Source organism: Alistipes sp. CHKCI003, from assembly GCF_900021155.1.
Classification (GTDB): domain Bacteria; phylum Bacteroidota; class Bacteroidia; order Bacteroidales; family Rikenellaceae; genus Alistipes; species Alistipes excrementavium.
Genome location: NZ_FCNT01000025.1, coordinates 12,347 through 35,118, shown reverse-complemented (window position 1 = coordinate 35,118; position 22,772 = coordinate 12,347). Strand labels below are relative to the sequence as shown.

22 protein-coding genes and 2 pseudogenes are annotated in these 22,772 nt (G+C 46.7%); 20 read left to right on the top strand and 4 right to left on the bottom strand.

Translation table 11 applies throughout. The features are described from left to right. Window positions 1-57 precede the first annotated feature (57 nt). The 6 genes and pseudogenes from BN3659_RS03805 to BN3659_RS03780 all read left to right on the top strand — a co-directional run bounded on the left by BN3659_RS03805 (window position 58) and on the right by BN3659_RS03780 (window position 6,862). Window positions 58-1,212 carry a lytic transglycosylase domain-containing protein gene (locus BN3659_RS03805; protein WP_091534699.1) on the top strand — a complete coding sequence of 385 codons (1,155 nt, stop codon included), beginning with the start codon at window positions 58-60 and terminating at the stop codon, window positions 1,210-1,212. A gap of 1 nt (window position 1,213) precedes the next feature. Then, window positions 1,214-1,381, top strand: a pseudogene (locus tag BN3659_RS13650) (tRNA uridine-5-carboxymethylaminomethyl(34) synthesis GTPase MnmE); the annotation flags it as partial. Window positions 1,382-1,615: 234 nt separating this feature from the next. Next, window positions 1,616-3,319, top strand: a complete 1,704-nt coding sequence (gene mnmE / locus BN3659_RS03800) for a tRNA uridine-5-carboxymethylaminomethyl(34) synthesis GTPase MnmE (protein ID WP_410488787.1) — start codon at window positions 1,616-1,618, stop codon at window positions 3,317-3,319. A gap of 900 nt (window positions 3,320-4,219) precedes the next feature. After that, window positions 4,220-4,803 (top strand): annotated as a pseudogene (locus BN3659_RS13440) (metallophosphatase). A gap of 1 nt (window position 4,804) precedes the next feature. Beyond that, window positions 4,805-5,581 carry a metallophosphoesterase gene (locus BN3659_RS03785; protein ID WP_091534694.1) on the top strand — a complete coding sequence of 259 codons (777 nt, stop codon included), beginning with the start codon at window positions 4,805-4,807 and terminating at the stop codon, window positions 5,579-5,581. A gap of 3 nt (window positions 5,582-5,584) precedes the next feature. Next, the gene (locus BN3659_RS03780; RefSeq protein WP_317041645.1) at window positions 5,585-6,862 is read left to right on the top strand and encodes a hypothetical protein; all 1,278 of its coding nucleotides are present in this window, start codon (window positions 5,585-5,587) and stop codon (window positions 6,860-6,862) included. A gap of 544 nt (window positions 6,863-7,406) precedes the next feature. On the opposite strand, the gene BN3659_RS03775 is transcribed toward BN3659_RS03780, so the two are convergent. The 4 genes from BN3659_RS03775 to BN3659_RS13435 all read right to left on the bottom strand — a co-directional run bounded on the left by BN3659_RS03775 (window position 7,407) and on the right by BN3659_RS13435 (window position 9,139). After that, window positions 7,407-7,631, bottom strand: coding sequence for a hypothetical protein (locus tag BN3659_RS03775; protein ID WP_091534692.1), 225 nt, complete (start codon window positions 7,629-7,631; stop codon window positions 7,407-7,409). Then, entirely contained in the window at window positions 7,628-8,104 is a 477-nt protein-coding gene (locus BN3659_RS03770) for a DUF3990 domain-containing protein (protein ID WP_091534690.1), read from the bottom strand. The genes BN3659_RS03775 and BN3659_RS03770 overlap by 4 nt, the downstream gene beginning before the upstream one ends. Beyond that, window positions 8,101-8,529, bottom strand: a complete 429-nt coding sequence (locus BN3659_RS03765; RefSeq protein ID WP_091534688.1) for a DUF3791 domain-containing protein — start codon at window positions 8,527-8,529, stop codon at window positions 8,101-8,103. Before BN3659_RS03765 ends, BN3659_RS03770 begins: the two co-directional genes overlap by 4 nt. A gap of 508 nt (window positions 8,530-9,037) precedes the next feature. Beyond that, the gene (locus BN3659_RS13435; RefSeq protein ID WP_224757894.1) at window positions 9,038-9,139 is read right to left on the bottom strand and encodes a virulence RhuM family protein; all 102 of its coding nucleotides are present in this window, start codon (window positions 9,137-9,139) and stop codon (window positions 9,038-9,040) included. Between the two features lie 160 nt (window positions 9,140-9,299). Between BN3659_RS13435 and BN3659_RS03755 the strand changes: the two genes are divergently transcribed. From BN3659_RS03755 to BN3659_RS03695, 14 genes are all read left to right on the top strand, one after another. After that, window positions 9,300-9,503, top strand: coding sequence for a helix-turn-helix transcriptional regulator (locus tag BN3659_RS03755; protein WP_091534687.1), 204 nt, complete (start codon window positions 9,300-9,302; stop codon window positions 9,501-9,503). Between the two features lie 29 nt (window positions 9,504-9,532). Next, complete coding sequence (locus BN3659_RS13280) at window positions 9,533-10,090, top strand: type I restriction enzyme HsdR N-terminal domain-containing protein (protein ID WP_216092789.1); 558 nt, start codon at window positions 9,533-9,535, stop codon at window positions 10,088-10,090. A 143-nt stretch (window positions 10,091-10,233) separates the two neighbouring features. Next, window positions 10,234-10,848 carry an N-6 DNA methylase gene (locus BN3659_RS13275; protein ID WP_216092788.1) on the top strand — a complete coding sequence of 205 codons (615 nt, stop codon included), beginning with the start codon at window positions 10,234-10,236 and terminating at the stop codon, window positions 10,846-10,848. 38 nt (window positions 10,849-10,886) lie between these two features. After that, window positions 10,887-11,606 carry a hypothetical protein gene (locus BN3659_RS12790; RefSeq protein ID WP_141682482.1) on the top strand — a complete coding sequence of 240 codons (720 nt, stop codon included), beginning with the start codon at window positions 10,887-10,889 and terminating at the stop codon, window positions 11,604-11,606. Between the two features lie 17 nt (window positions 11,607-11,623). Then, complete coding sequence (locus BN3659_RS03740; protein WP_091534683.1) at window positions 11,624-12,685, top strand: hypothetical protein; 1,062 nt, start codon at window positions 11,624-11,626, stop codon at window positions 12,683-12,685. 265 nt (window positions 12,686-12,950) lie between these two features. After that, window positions 12,951-13,202, top strand: coding sequence for a hypothetical protein (locus BN3659_RS12785; protein WP_141682481.1), 252 nt, complete (start codon window positions 12,951-12,953; stop codon window positions 13,200-13,202). Between the two features lie 29 nt (window positions 13,203-13,231). After that, a complete protein-coding gene (locus tag BN3659_RS13070; protein ID WP_171847692.1) occupies window positions 13,232-13,405 on the top strand; it encodes a hypothetical protein in 174 nt (57 codons plus the stop codon). 34 nt (window positions 13,406-13,439) lie between these two features. Then, complete coding sequence (locus BN3659_RS12780; protein WP_141682480.1) at window positions 13,440-13,952, top strand: hypothetical protein; 513 nt, start codon at window positions 13,440-13,442, stop codon at window positions 13,950-13,952. Between the two features lie 22 nt (window positions 13,953-13,974). Then, complete coding sequence (locus BN3659_RS03720; protein ID WP_091534678.1) at window positions 13,975-15,015, top strand: hypothetical protein; 1,041 nt, start codon at window positions 13,975-13,977, stop codon at window positions 15,013-15,015. Window positions 15,016-15,303: 288 nt separating this feature from the next. Continuing rightward, window positions 15,304-16,884: a nucleotidyltransferase domain-containing protein gene (locus BN3659_RS03715; protein WP_091534676.1), complete on the top strand. Its 1,581-nt coding sequence runs from the start codon at window positions 15,304-15,306 to the stop codon at window positions 16,882-16,884. Continuing rightward, window positions 16,874-19,087, top strand: coding sequence for a peptidase domain-containing ABC transporter (locus BN3659_RS03710; protein WP_091534675.1), 2,214 nt, complete (start codon window positions 16,874-16,876; stop codon window positions 19,085-19,087). Before BN3659_RS03715 ends, BN3659_RS03710 begins: the two co-directional genes overlap by 11 nt. Continuing rightward, window positions 19,087-20,421, top strand: a complete 1,335-nt coding sequence (locus tag BN3659_RS03705) for an HlyD family efflux transporter periplasmic adaptor subunit (protein ID WP_091534673.1) — start codon at window positions 19,087-19,089, stop codon at window positions 20,419-20,421. Before BN3659_RS03710 ends, BN3659_RS03705 begins: the two co-directional genes overlap by 1 nt. Before the next feature lie 345 nt (window positions 20,422-20,766). Continuing rightward, window positions 20,767-21,657 (top strand): hypothetical protein, encoded by an 891-nt coding sequence (locus BN3659_RS03700; protein WP_141682479.1) that lies wholly within the window; start codon window positions 20,767-20,769, stop codon window positions 21,655-21,657. Continuing rightward, entirely contained in the window at window positions 21,654-22,766 is a 1,113-nt protein-coding gene (locus BN3659_RS03695) for an RNA ligase (RefSeq protein ID WP_091534670.1), read from the top strand. Before BN3659_RS03700 ends, BN3659_RS03695 begins: the two co-directional genes overlap by 4 nt. Window positions 22,767-22,772 lie beyond the last annotated feature (6 nt).

Sequence of the window (22,772 nt, the reverse complement as noted above, 5' to 3'; positions counted from 1 at the left end):
CATACGAGATGCTCAGGAGTCTCGTGGGCTCGGCGATGTGTATAAGAGACCTCCCCCGTGCAGATCGACTCGCTGCTGGCCGTCTGGCGCGAGCGGCAGACCCTCGGCGCCTACGAGGAGTTCTTCAGCACCTACGTCGGTTTCGACCCGGCGGCGGCCGCCGCCGGCGACCGGACGCCCGACTCGGTCTACGTCCGGCGGCTGCGCGACCTCGTATCGCCCGTGCAGCTCCCCTACAACTACATCGTCAAAGGCTACATCGACCGCTACACCAACGTCCGCTCCGGCACGATCAGCCGCATCCTCGGCATGTCGCAGTACTACTTCCCGCTGATCGAAGAGGAGCTCATCAAGGCGGGTCTTCCGGTCGAGCTGCGCGCGCTGCCGATCATCGAATCGGCCCTCTCGCCGACGGCCGTATCCCCCATGGGCGCAGCGGGTCTGTGGCAGTTCATGCCCGCAACGGGCAAGGTCTACGGACTGGAGGTCAACTCGCTCGTCGACGAGCGGTGCGATCCCGTCCTCTCGACGCGCGCCGCCTGCCGCTATCTGAAAGACCTCTACACCCTCTACAAGGACTGGACGCTGGCCATCGCCGCCTACAACTGCGGACCGGGCAACGTGAACAAGGCCCTCGCCCGTGCCGGCGACGGCAGCCGCACGTTCTGGGACATCTACGACTTCCTGCCCCGCGAGACGCGCGGCTACGTACCGGCCTTCATCGGCGCCTCCTACGCCTACGCCTACCACAAGCTCCACGGCATCGAATTCACCGAGCCCCCGCTGCCGCTGGCCACGGACACGATCCGCGTCGACCGGCTGCTGCATCTGGGACAGGTCTCGTCGACCATCGACATTCCGATGGAGACCCTGCGCCAGCTCAACCCGCAGTATAAGCTCGACATCGTGCCGGCGACGACCAAGACCTACTCCCTCGTGCTTCCGCAGCGCTACGTCTGCCGCTACATCCAGCAGCAGGACTCGATCTTCGCCAAAGATTCGGCCTACCTGAAGGAGTACATGAATCCGGCGAACCTCGAAAAGAAACGCCAGCAACGCTCCGGCACGATCTACACCGTCAAGAAAGGCGACACACTGGGCGCCATCGCCCGCAAATACCGTGTAACCACGGCCCAGCTGATGCGCTGGAACGGCATCAAGAACGCCAACAAGCTCCGCCTCGGCCAGAAAATCCGCATCGAAGGTCGTTAGAATGCCCGCCCCCGAACACGATACCATCGTCGCGCCCGCCACCGCCTCCGGCGGCGCGATCGCCGTCCTGCGCGTGAGCGGCGCAGAGGCGCTGACCGTCTGCGACCGCATCTTCCGCGGACGGACCGCATTGCGGGACGCGGCCTCTCACACGGTCCACTACGGACGCATCGTGGAGCCCCCGGCCCCGGCGTACGGACCGCCGGCCGAATCGCTGCGGACGGACCGCACCGACCGACGCCTCCTCCGCCAAGATTCGCCGTCGACACCCTGTCCCCCGGCACAGTCCCGGTCGCACGCCCTGCGCCCGACACCCCTTCCGGCGGCATGCGCAGACGCCGCCCACGAAGCGGACAGCGCCGAAACGCTGCCGGCCCCCGCATGGAGCGCACCGTCGGCGGCGATCGACGCCGACAGTCCCGGCGAAGCCTCCGGCAGCGGGTTTGCAGAGGCTTCGGGCCGCCCCGCGCCCCCGCACGGCCGCCCCGCAGACGATTCGGCCGGCACCGACACTCCGGCAGGCCCCGACGCAACGGAACGCACGATCGACGACGTGCTCGCAACGGTTTTCCGCGCACCGCACTCCTATACGGGCGAGGATTCGGTCGAACTCTCCTGCCACGGCTCCGCCTACATCGTCGCCGAAATCCTGCGGCTGCTCCTCGCCGCGGGCGCCCGCATGGCCCGGCCGGGCGAATTCACCACACGGGCGTTCCTCGCCGGAAAGATGGATCTCGCGCAGGCCGAAGCGGTGGCCGATCTGATCGCCTCCTCCTCCCGCACCGCCCATGCGCTGGCCTCGGCCCAGATGCGGGGCGGCTACTCCTCGGCGCTCCGTGCGTTGCGCGGCCGGCTCGTGGAGCTGATGTCGCTGCTCGAACTGGAGCTGGACTTCTCCGAGGAGGACGTGGAGTTCGCCGACCGGACCGAACTGCGGGAGACGATGCGCCGGATCGACGCCGAAATAGAGGCCCTGCGCAACTCCTTCTCGCTGGGCAATGCCCTCAAACGGGGCGTGGCCGTGGCGATCGTCGGAGCCCCCAATGTCGGGAAATCGACCCTGCTGAACCGCTTGCTGGGCGAGGAACGCGCCATGGTCTCGGAGATCGCGGGCACCACGCGCGACGCCATCGAGGAGACGATGGACATCGACGGCGTACTGTTCCGCTTCATCGACACGGCGGGCATCCGCGCGACCGACGACCGGCTCGAACGCATGGGGATCGAACGGACCCGCGCCGCCGTCGCGCGGGCGCGGATCGTCATCCGCATGACCGATGCGGAGTCGATGGCCGGCGCCGCGTCCCCGTCCGATACGCCCTCCCCGCTTCACAGCGCATTCCCGCAGGAACCGGCCGCCGGTCAGACGACCGGTCCACTTCGGGAGGGAATGCAGGACGCCGGCCGGCGAATGGCTGCATCCGACGCACCGCACGCAGCGGACCGCACAGCGGGCACATCAAGCATGACGGGCACGACAAACTCGGCGCTTGCAGCCGACGCGGCATCCATAGTCGATGCGGCGGAGACCCCGGACACGACAGACGCAAGGCATGCGGCGGCCCCTCCGGATATTGCAGATATGCTGGCTGCACACGCGACCGCAAACCGCTCCTCCGCGAATCGGACCGGCGACAGCCCCGCAGCACCCGCCGGCGGGCGCCCAGACTTTTCGGGAACAGACTTTCCCGCCGCACCATCCGACCGCACCTCCCCCATCCGTACGACTCCGAACCGTCGGATCATCGACGTCGTCAATAAAATCGACAAGGCCCCCCGCACCGCCCTTCCCGCCGGCACGATCGCCATTTCCGCCCGCGAAGGGATGGGCATCGACCGCCTGCGGCAAGCGCTCCGCGCGGCAGTCGACACCGATGCCCTCTACCACGGCGATCCCGTGGTCTCGTCGGCCCGCCACTACGAAGCCCTGACATCGGCCCACACGGCTCTCGGACGGGCGCTTGCCGGCATTGACGGCTCACTGCCCACGGATCTGCTCGGCGAGGAGCTCCGCAGCGTACTCTACCATTTGGGCACCATCACGGGCGAAATCACCAACGACGAAATCCTCGGAACCATCTTTTCCAAGTTCTGCATCGGCAAATAATCACACATAATTAATTGATTACCATTATATTATACAGCAAGAAATAGAAAATGAAAGGAGAAACAATCTAACTTCAATAACATTGATAATCAACATATTAAACATACAGGAATAATAAAGTATCGTATCATTTGTTATGATTTTCTCCCCCGTTTGCTCTCTGAACGGATACAAAGGACAAAATTCTGTCCCTCGTGCAATTTAACGGTGGTAAATAGGCAAATTTTATCAGTACCATGTAAAACTTATCCAAGTTACAGATAATATTCGCATAGAACTGAAATTGTTTTCCAGCCATAATTACTTCTAACAATCAAACAGTTAACATATTTGAACATAACAGCAGAAATCATCACCAGTGAGATTTCATATAATATATCTGATAAATATTCCCCACCATTATTGCGAAGCATTCGAATAAATAGCATATTGAACATCCTCTTATGTCTCACATTGATTTTTAGAGGTGATTTAAAGAATTCACTGAAAAATATTTGGAGTATTGCGAAATTATTCTGTACATTTGCACCTCTTTTGAAAATTTACAATGCAGCAAAATAGAATGAACATATTATCCCAAACGACAATTCGAGGCAACAAATGCTTCGAAGTCCAGTCGTATGTTCTTCATGTTTGGAGCATTGAAACGCCAGAGAATATCATAAATACTTTTCCAACGAACACATATAGGAGATAAGATGCGATAGATGCTCGTATCTTGATCTTAGAATAAACAACAGAATAGTTGGAGAGTCCTTACCGAACTTTCCAACTATTCTGTTGTATGCCCATTGGCAACTGTTTGCTCCGTGCAATTCCTTTCCCGTCATTTCCGTCCAATAAACACGATAACAACCAATTATAATTAACCGCACTGCAATATGCACAAAAGAGAGCTAAATGAATTGGAAATTCGACGGAAGCAAGGTGTATTTACATCGGACACGCACTTTTATCATTCGAATATCATTGGCTTTTGCAAGAGGCCATTCAAGAATGTAGAAGATATGAATGAAACGCTGATCGAAAACCGGAACCGAGCGATTCGCCAAGACGATATTGTATTTCACCTATGAGTTTTTTGTCCGGGAGGCTCCCATGAATGGACCAAGATTCTCGACAGACTGAACGGAAAAATCTATCTTGTTCTCGGCAATCTATCATTGAAAAACATCAGGCAAGGGTACGCCAGCAGGTTTGAATTGACAAGCCTGCAAATGCACATAGAGGTCGACAAACAGAAAATCTACCTGAACTACTGTCCGTTCCTCTGCTATGGAGGTGCTTACGGGAACACGTGGCAATTGTTCGGACACGTGCATACAAGCAAGAATAATACGGGAAAAGACGCTTCACGGCTGGATATGCTCTTTCCGACGCAATATGATGTGGGAGTGGATAATAATGACCTTACTCCGGTCTCATTTGAGCAGGTAAAGAGGATAATCCAAAAACAGGTTGAACAAGCAAATAAAAATAAGTAATATGAGAATACAATATATGAGCGATCTGCATTTTGAGTTCAGGGAGAACAGCAGGCACATAAAACATAACGGATTCCCTGTGACGGGCGATATACTCGTATTGGCAGGAGACATTTTCTATCTGAAGGACAGAGTGACTCCTTTGGGGAATTTCTGGAAATGGGCTTCTAAAAACTATAGGCAGGTTCTTATTGTTCCCGGGAACCACGAGTATTACAATTATTGTGATGTAATGGAGCGGGGGTTACAATGGCGATGGATGTTCAAAGAGAATATCGGTTATTATCAAAATCAGGTATTGAGAATAGACGACACCGATTTCATAATGAGCACATTTTGGTCGCATATCGAGCCGGCAGACGAATATTTCGTTTGGAAAGGACTTAACGATTTCCGTCAGACCATGTATAAAGGGAAACTGCTCCAAACGGAAGCATATAATCGGATGCATGACTTCTGTTTAGGTCATATCAAAAAAAGTCTTGCCGAAAGTACGGCAAAACACATAGTGGTCGAGACTCACCACCTGCCTACTTTGCAGGTTATTGCTCCTCAGCATAAAGGTTCCGTATTGAACAGTGCCTTTGCCGGTGAATACGGAGACCTGATCGGTAACAGCCGGATCGATGCTTGGATTTACGGACATTCGCATACCAATATCGACACAGAAATCGGGAATACAAAAGTGATTTGCAACCAGATGGGATATGTATTTGAGAACGAGCATATAATCAACGGATTTGATCCGGGCAAATTTTTAACGATTGAAAACGAATGAGATATGGAACGACATAAGATAGAACCGCATAAGAAGATAATCTTTACCAAGCATCTTTTCATAGACTTGGCGAAAGAATGCGGTTTGAATGCTGCGATATTCGAACAGCTCGGAAGCGGACGCGACACAGAAATCGTGGTTGATAACGATACATTGGAGGTGTTAGTTAAACTTCAGGAGCAATTTGCCCGACTGGAAGAAATGGGCGACGATGAATACAGAGGATTTTATATCGAATTACCCCGCCCTACTCCGGCAGAATGGGGAGATTGCGAAGCGTCGACTGCAGACGGAGAATATGAGAACAAGGAAGAATACCTCCGGGATTGGGAATTGTCAAATCCCAGAGAAACGGTATGGTATCATGTCAGCTCCGCCAGATACAAAGAAAAGCGTACCATACAATTCACGGATAGGAAACACTCGTATTTTACTATTGCGAATTATTCTCGATATGGAGACAGAATAGATGATTGTTTCTATCCCGAATGGCAAAGGGATTTCTTTGTAAAGTTGGCCTTATATTTTCATAAGCTAATCGATGCTATCATACAAGATCCGGAGGGGTTCAATGCTTATGTGGCGAATCATCTTCCTTACCAGCAGCGAAACGGAAGAATTGCGAGAAAGGAGTTCAACAGAATCGAACCGAGATTTAAAATTGAGGTCAAAGACGAGACGACGGCAATAAAAGCACTGGAGGATTCCGTCTGCAAGAATTTCGGGCGGCCGTTAGATACAATGACGATACGTTCGTATTGCAAATATTATCGGATCGCTCATGAAGCCTATGACCGGTATTTTGAAAGGTTTGACACTACACGAAAGAAGCGTTCCCTTCCGAATGGAGTGCCATTGGAATTACAGGATGTCGCATATTACAACATGGTTAAATTTTGTGATTTGCAGGATAAATACGCTCTCGACAGTGAGACGGATTTCAACAAATTCGCTTCGGACCATTATGGGGAACTGGGATTGTCGCGGTTGAATATACTCGCATCGGATTTTGACAGCCCCGGATGGAGAATCATTGTTTCCAACAGCTACTCGGCGTATGTGGATGTTGCGGTAGAAGTCGCCACTGCACTATACAAATCTGGCGCTCCTTTGGAAATACACGACGCTGACAAACTTTTGCGAATACTCAAGGAGGAGGATCATGTGAAATTGATTCCGTACACATTCCACGATTACATGGGCCATCATGAAGAAGGGACGTTTATCAACTTCCATGGGAGTACGAATGTATGGATAGTGAGGAGAATGTTTTATCATTGAAACAATACCATGAAATTATCTCTCTGGCAGAATGGGATGAAATAGAAAAAGTAAACACCAATAAAAAACGGGATATAATCCCATAATTATTACAAACATATTTGGCAGACAAATGATAGTCTGCCAAATGTTATAATTAGCTATATAATTAAAAACAAGAGGAATTAATTAGAAAGAAGCGTGTAAAAGGATGGAACTTGACTCAAATTTTATAGCTTTCTGCAAGCAGAGCGTCGAATTGGAACAACTCAACAGTTTCATGACCTCCTGCAACTCAGTTGAGTGGATGCTATACAGTACTTGAAATGTTTGTCGCCCTATCGTATCGCAAGCAGATCGTGCCGCTCATTCAGCAGACGGACGATATCTTTGTAATGGTTCAGTATCTGCTGTTTGTTCCACTTTTGACATTGTTGTGTCATTCGATACATAATACGTCGTTTGGTAGGCATATCATCAGACTGATAATTATTGCGTTACCAATAGGATTAGAATCGTTTATCCAAGAGTTTATGGATTGGTTGACTAAACGTAAGTTACCAAATTATTGTATCCTACCCATTTTCATCTCAGCCTTCAATATTTCGTACACGTAGGCTGAACTTTCGACATAAAGCCCTGTCTTGGGATCGGAGAGCCTGGCGAAAGTTTCCGAATTGTAGAACAGGGCGATAGCCTCGGTCATGGACAGCCTCTCGTCCTCCATCAGATAGGAGACGATGTCCTTGACAATGCCCTCCGTGAGGTAGCGTATTTTCTTATCGTTCATAATATTTCGAGGTATCGAACGGCGCGTGCCGAGTGGAAAAGATATTGCGAAGAAACCTTCTTGTAGCGCAATCCTGCAACCAGCATCGGCAGGTCGATGATCCCGTCGTCGAAATTGCGAAAGAGCGTGGCGATAGTATCGTCGGCTACCGGGCCTATCACGATGTCGTAATCGTGGACGGGATGCGCGCCATCGCGGCTGCGGTTGGCCATCACGAACAACGCCCACTCCTCGTCGGGCTCAACAAAGCGTTTGACGGATAGTACTCCGTCGGCCATCACCACTGCCTCGTCGAACCCGAAAACGGTAACGACCGGTTCGCCACCGTAGATAGCCGCCGTGCGACAGGCCATCTGCACGGCCTGTTCTTCTATTTCGGTCAGATAGAATCCCTGTCCGAAATCCTTGTAGGGCTTACACCGGGCCAAATCTATCCGAGCGATAGCAGTGTTCGATCCGTGGTAGAGTTTCATTTTACACCTCCTCCGTTATTGTAACACACACGGGTCAAATCCCGTACGCTGTCGCTGAACGAAAGCAGGTGCTCAGCCTCGTAGTGCTCAGCGAGGAAGTCCAGCCCCTTGTAGCGGTTCAGATAATTGCTGGCTTCACGCACCGTCATGCCATGCGTGCATGCAAATTCGCCTATGTTGGCCACAATGTAACCGATTACACGCCGATCTACGGGAACCATAGCCAGCAAGCGTACCGACGCCGACAGGCCAAGTGCGTCCAATACCTTCGTGACTGTCCGGATCGTCAGTCCTCGCCCACTCTCGATCTTGGAGATTTGAGCCTTGCCCACGCCGACCTTTTTGCCCAACTCCTCCTGCGTCATGCCGCGGCGGGTCCGTTCGCTGCGGATCAAAGCTCCAATATTATCGATTCTTGTATTCATAATCTCTCGTTTTCACAAAGATAATTCAAAGTTGTCAATTATGGAAACTGTACGGCAAAAATTTTGCCTAAAAAAATAAAATAAGGGCTGATAGGTATAGAAACGGATCGTGAGGCGGTTAAGGCTGTCCGGCAGAGGCGGCTATAAAAACCATCGGGGCCGCAAGCAGAGGAGAAAAGCTACGAACAAGCATACCGTTTCCGGTATGAGATTCATATGAAAAAGATGACGGGATAACCTTGATACGGATTTTGATTATATCCCGGAAACATTACGCCCGAAGGAAAGTGATTGCTGGAGTTGATCCGGAGACACAAGAAAGTAACTGTCATGAACGAGAAAAAGAATATTCCTGGGAAACAATTTGACTGACGTTACAGACATGGACATTTTTGAAAATTCGGTACTTTGACGCAAGTATTCGCCCTGTGGCGAAATAAGGTTCTTCGTAATGCCTTACAACATTTCAGCAGATATTCTTTCAGCACCTTGTTTACTATTAGCAGAGCTATGTACCGCGATGGCTTTGTACCTGATAGCCGACCGAGATAACGACATCGAAATTATAATATTTAACCCAATAGTTTTTACCGTCTGCGACAGTTGTCAAGGAATCCTTTACAACAGAATCCTATCTCAATTTTTAGTCCATCAGCATAATTGCATTTAATCTTTTTATTTGTATTTTTTAAAATTAAAAATATCAGCCATGACTAAATGTCAGATAAAAACAATATATTTGTACAATAAGCCAATAATATGGATAGATAATGAAAAATTTGAATCGGCTAAAAGTTGTTTTAGCAGAGCAGAAAAAGACAGGAAAATGGTTGGCAGAACAGTTGGATAAAGATACATCAACTGTTTCAAAATGGTGTTCCAACAAAATGCAGCCATCATTAGAGATGCTAATGAAAATTGCGGAAACATTAGATGTGGATATTAGAGAACTAATAGTTACCACGAAACATTAAGTATCAGTTTTAATTGCCATAGTAAATAAATGAAAGATTATATCAAAATTGGTTTGGAAAAGGGTTACATATCTTTAAATGAAGATATGTCTCGCATTACATATTTATTTCAGAATAATAAAGAATATGCATATAATAAACCAGAAGACAAGGTACAGGCAGAGACCGTTTTGCGGTTAATCCTTGACTATAATTATCCCGCCCGACGCATAAAACAATTTGTCCAAGTTACAATGGGACGAGAGGTTAAAGAAGCAGACATAATCGTATATGAAGATGATGCGTGCATAAGACCACATATATTGGTTGAGTGTAAACGGGAGGAAGTAAGCGAAGCAGAATATCAGCAAGCAATAGAACAAGCTTATAGCTATGCATTTGCCTTACCTTGTGATATTAAATATGTTTGGGTTACATCAGGAATCAAATCAGACTATTTTGAAGTAGATAAGACTCAAAATAGTCGGAATCAAATGCCAGATATTCCTCAATTTGGAGTAAAGACAGTGGCATCCTATAAATATGTTTATGATGCTTATTTTTTACCACAAATAGCTGGCGAACAGCGTTTTTTGATCTTTCCGTAATTGACCAGGCAGAACTCACACGAAGATTCAAACAAGCTCATGAAGCACTTTGGGCTGGAGGACAGTTAAATCCTTCTGAAGCCTTTGATGAACTGGACAAACTCATATTTTGCAAGATATGGGATGAACGCAAGCCCAGAAAGATGGGTGAACCATACGATTTTCAAATTATCACCGTGTCCAAAGATGAGGAGAAAAATGAAAACAAAAGACGCCTCATTGAGAATGACAATCTTTATAAACGCATAATAGCATTGTATGAGGAAGGTAGGTCAAAAGATAAAGAGGTATTCCGTGATAATATCAGATTAACCCCGGAAAAGATACGCACTGTTGTTGGGTATCTTGAAAGTATCAATCTGAGTGAAACTGACCTCGATAGTAAAGGGCGAGCTTTTGAGACATTTATGGGTTCTTTTTTTAGAGGAACATATGGCCAATATTTCACGCCCCGTGAAATTGTACAATTTGTTGTGGATGTCTTACCTATTCAGTACGATTCAAAAGTTCTTGATACGTCATGCGGAAGCGGAGGTTTCTTGCTGTACGCATTGAATAAAGTTAGGACCAAAGCAACTCAACTTTATCCTAAATATAAAACAGACACACGACAATATAAGCATTGGTACTCTTATTGGCACGACTTTGCAGCCAATAATTTATATGGAATAGAAATCAGTGAACAGATCTCACGGGCTGCAAAAGGGATTGTATTTTATTATAATTTTACGAAAAGTTTTAATATGCTGGAATTATAAACTAACCTCCAACTAATTAAATATATTATTAGTATATTATGAAAAAATCTTTACAAGAATTGGAGTTGGTAACCCCCGCAATCGATTTGTTGGACGCCCGCAAAATCGTCGGCGGATATTACGATATTGACGGCGGGGAAATTCCCGAGGTAGTGGTTGTAGGCGACCGAGATACCGATGTAGATATGGATTCGGGATATGATCCTCGTGAAGATCGAGACTCTTTCGAGGATGACTTGCGCGACGATCAGGAGCTGGACTCCCGACATGATACCGAGGGCGATCGCGAAAGCTTTGATGAAAATAGAGATCAAGAAATCGAATTAACGGTTCAAGTGCCGAACGGCTGGTGCGTTTTAGGGGCTGTTGCAACTGCCATTCAAGCAAAAACAGGATGTTCCGACACTGATGCAGTTAAAGCAGCAGATAATGCTTTCGATAAATGCGGCATAAATTCCGACCCATCGTCCGGTGAAATGGGAATACCGACACTTTCTACGTCCGAATTTGTGGATTTGCTTTCTGCTGCCGGGTTCGAGGTAACCTACATATCCGGAGTCATGACGTCTCAAGAAGTTTATGAGCATTTTAATAGTGATGGAGCTGGTTTAGGATATGTCAATACGGGGGAGAACGGGCACATGATATATCTTGAGGATTATGACATGGATTCGAATAGTTTTCACTATTACGATCCTGTTTTAGGCACAGAGGGGTCTATTACTTCAAAGCAGTGTTCTATTATTCTGTTTAGATAATCAGTAATTCAGTAATTATGAAAAATAAGGCTATCACCATCTTTGCGATCATCTTGCTGATACCCGGCTTTTCATTTGCACAGGCAGATCGCACTCCGAACGGAAAGAAGGTTCCCGTTGTGGTCTATACTCCGTTCGACTTTTACGGGCGTCTTATGGATGCGTTCCGATGCGGGCCCGAACAGGATTACTACGTCGTCGGGGAAGACAATCATTCTATTTTCGACAACCGCATCGGCTCAGGCTATTATTCGGGCGCGTATCAAGAACGGGAATTGAGAGAAGGACGCATCTTGAATATCTCCGATTTCAAGGATGCAATCATGTCGAACGACAGTTGCTTTTTCTTCGCCCCGCTTCCGAGCCGAAAATACGACAACGCATATCTCGGTATCAAAAACGGGAAAAAACTTTGGTTCGTCGATCAGAAAGGGCGCCAGTATGCTTCGCTGGAAGAGTTGTTGACTGCGGCGTGCGGCGGCGAATCGCTGGATGCGTTTTTCGACGCCTATGTGCGAGAGGTGGAAGATGCCCTTACTCACAGAGGTACCCGCAATATGCTCTACTCGATCGACAGCGAAGAACAAGCCGTATCCGTATTGAAGAATAATTACGACTTTCTCTATTTTGCAGACCACGATGTCGATTCCGCTATCGACAATTTTCTGAACGATCTCGCCTCATTGGTGCGAATCGACGAAGCGACCGAGGCACGGCTCCAAGATGCGCTGCACCTATTTTTCGCCGAACAGCCCGAATCGGGCCCGGAGTCGGAATCTTTCAACACGAACTTCCGAACGTATATCGAAAACAGGGATGCGGGGCGGATCTTCCTGATGCTGACAGATGTGTCGTCTCTTTTGAAAAGCGCGCTGTCGGACGATGATTATACGACCTTTTCCCGAAAGCACCTGATCCAACAGAATAAAACGGTCGCGGCCTATAACTATTTGGTTCGGAAATATAATGATGAGATCTATCGGGGACGCATCAAAGGCTGGATCCCGCCATACGACTTGGAGATCGAATATTTGGCGGATAGGGTTTTATTTCCGAAAGATCAGTCTGCGAAACGATAACCGACCGTCTCGTTCGATGCAGCGACAATGGTCCGCAGAAGATTATCATAGAATTGACAGGCGCCAAGGGCGCGGTGTTTTACGCTCCACGGAACGAGCCGATTCCCTATTGCCGCTCAGAATCGATCGGACGACGGTCCGGAGGAGGTACGATTTATTGATCGACGATTTTGACTTCGATGCCCACGGCCGGTCCATTCCGGACCCGGCGCAACTTTAATAACGGTTACGCCGTCGAATGCAAATCGGAAACAGAATCCGTAAAATGATTCCTACACTGAAAAAATGTAAAGTCGGCTGTCGTATCGACGATATTTCCATCGAAAGGCCCGGTGAGCGGAAACGCCCGAAGTCTTGTGAAAACGGAATCGTTTTCATCCGTACGGAGCACACCCATCGAATCATCGGCCTGTCAGAACGACGAAAATTCGTTTTATCGAATAATTCGACGCCTGACCGAGCGAATGAACGATTGCCGATTCGTGATAATCAGGACTTGAATCGCTGCATGCTTTGAAAATTAAATGATTCAACAGGTTGTATGATATGAAAAAATCTTTACAAGAATTGGAGCTGGTAACCCCCGCAATCGATTTGTTGGACGCCCGCAAAATCGTCGGCGGATATTACGATATTGACGGCGGGGAAATTCCCGAGGTAGTGGTCGAAGGCGACCGAAATACCGATGTAGATATGGATCCGGATATGGCCGGGATATGATCCTCGTGAAGATCGAGACTCTTTCGAGGATGACTTGCGCGACGATCAGGAGCTGGACTCTAACTATGACCGTACGGATAATCCGGACAGAGAAGTTTCCGATGATGAGCATAACAACACCCCCACGGTCCAAGTCCCGAATGGAGATTGCGTACCGGGAGCAATCGCTGCAATAATTCAGATTCTTACGGGGAGCTCCGCTTCGGATGCTTTAACCCAAGCGAACAACCTCCTTGAGAAGGTTGGTGCAACGAAAGGCGAAGGTGGAGAGGGAACTCAAATCTCCGGAGCACAAATGAAGGAGGTCATGACTGAGATTACAGGAGGAACCGCGGAAATAAATCCTCCTGCGTCCCAATGGGAAGGATTGTTCGATTCCGGGAATGCGGCATTAGGTTTCATGGACAAAGGCTCTCATGCCGTAGTCGTAACTGATTACAATCCGGAAAACGGATATTTCGAATATTTCGATGCCACCGACGATCATTACGGGTGGTTCACTGATCCCGCCGGAAGATTCTACATCCTCGTATTCGGAATTAAATAACCGACTTACAATAATTAAACATATGGACAACCGAATATTCAAAGTGCTATTCCCCTTGCTGTTCTTCTGTTTTAGCGGATACGGACAGGAACAGCCCGCCCGATTGGATTGCATCAGAGTTCCACTGGTCGATTACCGCCCCTACGACTTCACGATTGCGCAGCAGGGAGCCGTCGGCAGGGGTTCAGAGATCGGATATGTAGAGTACGGCAACAAGGAGATTCTGGCTTGTTTCCGCCATGTCGTCTCCTCCCCGGTCATCGCCAAATCGCCCTCGAAATTCGTAAGAGACATCACGGCGGCGGATCAAGCGATGACAACCGGACCGCTCTTCAGCCGTTTCGAGCCCATGGTCCGAACGGCCGACTCCTGCTTTTTTTTCTCGTTCTTTCCCGACAGATCCTCCGTGTTCAGCTACGATGTACTCGGGCGGTATGTCGACGGCAAAGTCTCCTACATGGACAGAGAGGGGCGCGAATTCGACGGAATCCGAGAACTCGTCGATTACAGATTCGGCAGCATGGATCGATTCGTCGAAGCCTATCTGGATTTTTCGGAAAAGGCGCTGCTCGACAATTACCGTCAGAACGGACTGCATGATTTTCATCGCGTGGATGATGCGGTCGACCGGCTGAAGCGCGACCCCGATTTTTGGCTCTATTCCCATCCTGAAGATACGGATGCCGCCATCGAACGGTTTCTGGATCAGCTCCAGACCATTCTGCCGATCGAGCGCGTGCGGGAAAAGTTGGCCGGAGAAATCAAAGAGCAGCTTGCCGCGGCGGCGCCGCTCTCTTTCGTCGAGGTTCTCGATCAGAACCGGCAGGCAGGCCTTGAGATCTATCTGGCCGGGTGCCGGATGAACCCGGTTCTCGAACGGAATTTCTGCGCGGATGACTACGTCCGCCTCGTGCGGGGGCTGAGGATGCGGCGGGCCGAAACCATGTCGGCATACACGTATCTTGCCGATACATTCCAATCCGATATTCTTACGAGTGGCAGCGGGCTCATGGACGACCGGTCGATTCTGAACTATCTCGAACGCTTTTTGTCGGAGCGATAAATTTGCGATCATCCCAGCAGCATAGCATGAAAAACCGACTCATTCTCATTGTCAACGACGTATCGCCGATTCCCGGCTTTCAAATGAGAAGAATCGGTTCTGCACGGGAGGAGGGCCCCGCAGTCCATACGCCTTTCGGCTTCTACGGCTGCTCAGCGGTCGCGTTCCGCCACGATGATCTTGCTTCGACTCCCCACCCTCGCAACCCGCGTCCGGTATTTCATTTACGACGACCGTATCGAAAACCAACCATTGTCAAGGAGCGTACTTGTTCGAAAAAGTTGAGAAATGAGCGGTAACGAGATTTCTCGCATACTGCCGGCCCATATTACCCCGCGAATACTCGATTTGCTAAAATGCGCTGACGGCGTAATATTGGCAGGCAGCTATGCCGTCGGTAGAAATATTTCCAACTCGGATGTGGACATCGTAATCTTTTCAAAAAAGATAAATTATATATATTGCGAATCGATGTGTGAGACGGGCCGCAATTTTCAATTTATATTTTTTCCCTATTATAAGACACCATACGCTCTAATCAAAGACGCCTTCAATGGGAAAGGAATATATGCGTCCATGTTCAAAGAGGGACGCATCATCAAAGACACTCCTAACAAAATACTGACTCGGATGCAACGATACATGCGAAGCTGCCAAGAACATCGAAACAAATGCGAAGACTTGGCTTTAATCCATAGAATTTCAAATGCGCTTGAGGGGTTGAATGCGGATATTCCGGAAATCGAGAAGTTATATATCGCATCCGAGATCTTACTGAACACTTCGAAGCTGTTGACTCATAGTTATACTGTTGACGGCAAGCATAATGCAAGGAACATAATATCGGACGAATCGGATACGGAATTTATAGAATCTTATCGAACATTCGTCGCCACACACGATGCCACGACATTTATCCGAGATATAGACTCTATCCTCCTAAAATTCGGCGGCCGCCAAACCAAGTACACGACCGGATGGGTATATACTTTTCCCCACTCGGACAATCTGACGGTATTCTTCCCCTCTCACGTTCTGGATTCTCGAATATTGGAATGTATTCACTCGATAGAGAATATTTGCCAAGGGTGTTATTCTTACGTATTTTATATCGGGAAGAATCAGGCAATGGAGGAGGGCGTGTTTCTTTTCCTATTCACTCCCGAAAAAAATATGTCCGAAATAATCGATCGATTAAACGATTACAGCTCCCTACATGCCGGCGATCATATGAAGCAATCAATCCGGATGACGTTCCCGTATAAGACTTTTTTCCACGAAGGAATCATATTTGGAGGCCGCGATAATTTTTATAGTTTTATTCCTCATTTCCGCGATATTTGGCATTGCTTTTCGAATCTTATAGAAAATAATCCCGATCAGAAAAACCACGCAGCTAAAATCTTATCAACCCTGCTGCTATACGAATCGGCAAAAGTTATCGGAACGCCTCAATGCAAGGAAGTCGCAACCGAACTTTTCCATAAATTGATTCTCGATGCAGCAGATCCGAACGGTTTGTATAATATGTTGCAAATCGATGATTATCGGAAGGGTGCGTTGAAATTATATTCGGAAGTCTATGAAAAAAATCTTTCTACGTACAGGGAAACAATACAGGGGATCATCAATGGAGAGATCGTCGAGATCGGTCGTATCCGGAACCGTATATCTCGACTATATAAACTTGTCCATGAAATTGATGCTGGAGCCTCGGCAATTCCCGATATTTTCGACTCTCCCAATAAGCATACAATCTTATGGATGAACGTATTGGATCATTTGATGTCTATTTTCCAACTAACACCGACGGAGAAATTCGGTATCGTCTATAATTTCTCCCGCTACATACAAGAATATGATATTTAAGAAAGTTTTCCCTCATACGATTCAATTGGAGAAGCGGGATTGCGGTCCGGCCTGCTTGCAATTATTGTGCAAGTATTACGGCAAGTTCGTCGATATAAATCACTTGCGCCAAATCACAGGCACGAGGAAAGAAGGTATTACAGGATATGATTTCATAAAGGCGGCGGAACAACTCGATCTGAAATGCTTGGCGTTCAATGTCTCATATGGTCGGTTCCGCAACGAAGTCCCATTACCATGCGTAGTACATTGGCGCGGTCATCATTTCGTCATCGTATATAAAATCACTAAGAAATATATTTTCGTTTCCGACCCGGCTATCGGACTGATCAAATACTCCTATAAAGAATTTGCCAAAGGGTGGCTCGATCATATTCCGGGCCCTTATAAAGGGAAACGAGGTGTTTGCTTCGTCGCTGAGCCAACCGCATGTTTTCAGAAAGATGAAAAGGAAAACAAGGCGATCAAAAATAATTATATTTCCGCATTAGAATTCATCTGGAACTATATAAAGCCTTATCGAAAAAGCATCTGGCAGATTCTGATCGTATTGTGCATATTGACTCTCATCAATGCTCTGTTTCCGATCATTACACAGTCCGTCATCGATATCGGCATTCCTGCACAAGATTTTAGTTTTATCACTTTAATGCTTGTTTCCAGCATTACGTTGGGGCTGAGTTTGGCAATCGGAGAATGGATAAAACAAGCGATCAATGTCCATTTTTCCGCGAGGACGAAGGTCAGTATGGTTTCAGATTACCTCGTCCGCCTGTTCAAACTACCCTTGTCATTTTTCGAATCCCGGATTATGGGCGATTTACTTCAAAGAACATATGATTTCGATCGAATAGAAAGCATGATAATGGGGGCCGGTTTCAATGCACTGCTGGGCGTTATGTCCTTGCTGGTTTTCGGGTCGATCTTATTCATATACGATTCGACTCTCTTTTGGATTTACCTTGCGGCCAGTATGCTCTATGTTATTTGGGTTTTGTTTTTTTGGTCCATCCGCAAGAAAATGGATATCAGATATTTCAGCTATCTTGCATCGAATCACAGCCATTGGATCGAACTTCTGTCGAAAATTTCCGACATCAAAAATTACAATTACGGACAATATAAAAGATGGCAATGGGAGAAAGTCCAAGTTGGATTGTATAAAACCAGAATCAAATTGATGCATGTCGACCAGATCCAAAACATGGGCAGTACACTCATGATGACCGTAAAAGATGCTTTATTGATTTATGTCGCAGCATTGGCCGTCATCGAAGGAGAGATGACCATCGGTATGCTTATCGCCGTTCAGTACATCCTTGGCCAACTTAAAATGCCGATGGATAACATCGTAAATTTCATAGTGTCGTCGCAACTTTGTTATATCAGCTATATGCGTGTTACGGACATCCACAAAATTCCGATCGAAAACATACATCGCAACGAAAACGATAAAGTACTCGATTTCCATCAACCGTTGGTTCTCCGGAATGTTTTTTTCAAATATTCGGTTAACGACGATTATGTTCTACAAAACATTTCGCTCACGATTCCTCAAGGACAGACCGTTGCCATCGTAGGGGAAAGCGGCTCTGGAAAATCTACGCTCATAAAACTGCTATCACAATTGTATCAGCCGATAAACGGCGAAATCTGTTTAGGTAATATGAAGTTATCGTCGTTTTCTATCGCGACATGGAGAGAACACTGCGGCGTTATCACTCAAGAAAGCGCTCTTCTCAAAGATTCTATTAGCAATAATATAGTCTTCGGTCGGGAATACGATCGGGACAAACTGCTTCGCGCGGTATCCGTCGCAAATATTCGTAGAGAGATCGAAAAAATGTCCAAAGGTTACGATACCATGATCGGAGAAAACGGACGAGGCGTAAGCGAGGGCCAAAAACAACGTATTTTATTTGCCCGGGCGATTTATAGCGAACCCGACTTTTTGTTTTTGGACGAACTGACCAGCACTCTTGATTCGCGTAATGAGAGCAGCATAATATCTTCCATTCGCGATCGCTTCAAAAGCCAAACTATTGTAATTGCCGCTCACAGATTGGCAACTGTTGTCGATGCGGATCTTATTGTCGTTCTGAAGCAAGGAAAAATTGTTGAAGTCGGAACGCACAGGCAACTGATAGAAAAGGGAAAGGAATATCCGAGCCTTTTTCAGAATCAATTAACGGAGGCAGCTTGATGGAACCGCGAGAGAAATATTCCCCAGAATTCAAAGAGATCGTCGACCGAATTCCGGATAATTACAGTTCGGTGATCGTCGGCAGTCTATCCTTATTTATCGCTTTGCTGATAGTATTCAGTATTATCATCAAAGTCCCAGATCGCGTAACGGCTGAGGTTCGGGTTACGTCAACTCAACCTCCGATTGTCTTAAAGGCACAAACACAAGGCAAGATCAGACTATTGAAAAAGAATCTGCCATGTGATTGTAAAGCCGAAGAATATATAGCTGTTTTGGAGAATTCGGCCGATACGGAGCATGTTAAATTAATAAAGGACAATCTCTATGGAATAGATGTCCTTGCCGATACTTTCCCGTCCATTCCGCTTTGGGATAGCACCTTATATTTAGGCAATATCGAAGCCGCCTATTTTCAATTCCGCCAGCAGAGACAATACTACGACAATCTGATCCATGACAGCAAATACGACTATGAAATCGAACTTTACGACCGAAAATTGCATAATGATTCTGTCAATTTACGTCAATTGGAGTATGTTCTAAGTAATAATCTGAAGCAACACGAAATACGCCAGAAACAGTTTCGGACGGATTCCGTTCTATTTCGCAAGGGAGCGATTTTGGAAGCCGAATACAATCAAACCTATCTGGATTATCTCAATTCGGAGCGGCAAATTGCATCGGTACGATCAGAGATATTCGCAAAATCCCAATCCCTTCTCGACACCCAAATACACAAAGAAAGCACCATACAAGAATACGAGCAATTGCTGGATGAATCGAAACTGACTCTTTTGGAGGCGTATCATAATTTGCTGACGGAAATTAAGAACTGGGAAAATGCCTATGTCTTCAAGACACCGGAAGCAGGGACAGTGGAGTTCGTCAATTTAATTTCTGACGCCTCGTTCGTTTCTGCGGGGGAACCCGTATTCGATGTGATTTTTAATGACAATAAGTATTTCGGAGTAGCATTGCTTCCATCGGCCGGAGGCGGCAGCGTTAAAAAAGGTCAAAAAGTAAATATCAAAATGGATTTGTATCCTTATCAGGAGTTCGGCCAATTGGAAGGAGTCGTCAGTAATATTTCGCTCAGTTCGATAGACAAGAATTATTTGATATATATAGATTTGCCCAACGGGCTTACCAGTTCGTCAGGACAAGAGTTCATTTTCGCAGAAACGATGTACGGACAAGCTGAAGTCATCACCGAAAATAAGAGGCTGATTTCAAGAATATTCAATCAGATATACAAATTACTCCATCCGGCCAAACCGGCAATCGTTCGAGACGAGCAGCCCGACGAGGAACGACAAACCATTCAATTTTAACTCGCGATGTATATTGATACGATCACACCTGTAATACGATTCTGCCAGACCCATAATTACTTTCACGCGTTAGCGGTTTTTTTGTCCTCTACGACCGATTCTTTGATAATAATTTCAAAAGACAATGATGATCTTCGAAATCGGATCGCCACCGCCACCGAAGAAAGTTACATATTCAAGATCTACTCACAGACCGAATTGTATCGAAAAATATTAGGCCGCGATATTGAAATTGCGACAGTATTCTCACATGTAGTAACTTTGTTCGATAGGATCCGGATCGCACCTCGGATTTTATCTGCCATTGAACCGATAAAAATATACAATCAACAAACTCCCGCATCTATGGAAGCGCCCGATACGATTCGCCGCAAATATGAAATCTCCATGCTTTTTTGCGATATCGCCGATCTTCGACAATTTATATCGAAAACATTTATCCCGCTATGTCGTGTCATAAAAACTCATTTACGCGAGGTTCAATACTGGATCGATTGGCAATATAAGACAAAAATCAGCGATCGGGATATATTGATTACATTTATTATACAATCACCGGACAAAGAAGTTATCCTTCGGAAATTGCAGTTGTACCTTTATGAAAATGTCAGCGAATTGCAGCTGTACAGAGTTCGCATTCCTTTTGAGCGACCTTCGAATTATATTGACAACCTCCCCTGTGAAGTCCGGCGGAAAACATACGACATCTTATGCCGGTTTTCAGAAGAGTCTCTTATTATGTTTTCTCAGGAGAATATCGGCGACAGCAGAAAGATCACTCTTTTTACCTATTATTATCTGATCGCTGCCAAAAATTATTTCCTGTCGAAGAATGAATTTATAAAAGCGAACGGACAACTCTTGGACATCATGGTGAATGAAAGTATTTCCCCATTTACGAAGTCTTTGTTGAATCACGATGGAATCTCGGAAGCCAAGGATAAGATCCTTTGGGAATATAAACGGCAGAGCGATAAAAATAAAATCGTATTGTCTGCGAATTATGGGACACTCATCCGAGATTGGAACAGTTATCCTGACGAAGAGGATTCGACAGATGAAAGTTTATCCGCGCTGGTCGATATTCGCAATCTCTTGAACCCTTCGCTTTCAGAGAACGAAAATGACTTGTCGTCCTATTTTCATACATTCTTTGAAAAATTGGCCGGTTGCATGGATCTACCTCCGTTCTATAAAGGTTATATTCCGTACAGCATAAATTATCTGACAAAATGAGATTCGACCTTGATCTTCTGAAAGAATATTGTGTCAAGACTACGATGTGCTATGAAAAACATCCGACACAAGATTTGTACTTATTCGGCTATTATTCGGACAGGAATCCGCCGAAACCGACTGTTTGGGATAATATAAGCATCCATTGCCGAGGATTGATACTGGACGGAAATGGGAATGTCGTAGAACGACCTTTCCCAAAATTTTGGACTTACCGGCAATATTTATCATCCGATACGCTGCTGCTGAGCGAAGATAAAATAGTCCGGATTCCTCGTGGGAAATTCCGAATCTTGGAAAAGATTGACGGGACTATGGTTACGCTTTATTGGATCGGAGATAAACCGTATTTAGCGACGCAGCGCTCGTTCACGAATATCAAGGCTGTAAAAGCCACCGAATTGCTGTATACGAAATATTCCCACTTGTTTGACAAATTCGATAAACGGTTCACGTATGTTTTCGAGGCAGTATATCCGGAAACCAAAGTATTGATCGATTACGGCGACATCAGAGATCTTTATCTAATTGGAATGATTGATAAAGCATCCGGAAAACTTATGGAATTGCCGGACATCGGATTTCCTGTCAGTCGCGATTATACGCCGGAATACGGACATCTCGATAATTTCGATGACATCGTAGCATTAGATCTTCCTAATCAAGAGGGTTTTGTCGCATATTTTGAAAACGGTTTAATGATAAAGCTCAAATTCCCGTGGTATCAGAAAGCGCATAAAATCTTGGATTATTACATTCATCAAGACCGAGTTGCCTTTTTGCGATTTCAGGAAATGGCAAATATTTTTCATTTCCGACATCGTACAATCAGTATGAACGATGTCAAGAGCGCTTTGGACCATGGAGACAACGATTTGATATCATTGAAGTACGCTGTGCCCGGATTTTATTATCTCATGGGCTACGACTATTGGCTGAACGCAACCAAAGCAAATGTTCTGAATCAGAATGCTCACACCCGGACCGGCCCCGAATGCATGTTAACTGCTCCTCCTTCACCGATCTTTGATATCGAAAAGCGTATGAAGGAGCCTCATATTTACGAAACGTCGGTTTGGAATTGGGAACAACGGTATATCAAACACTGAGGAAGT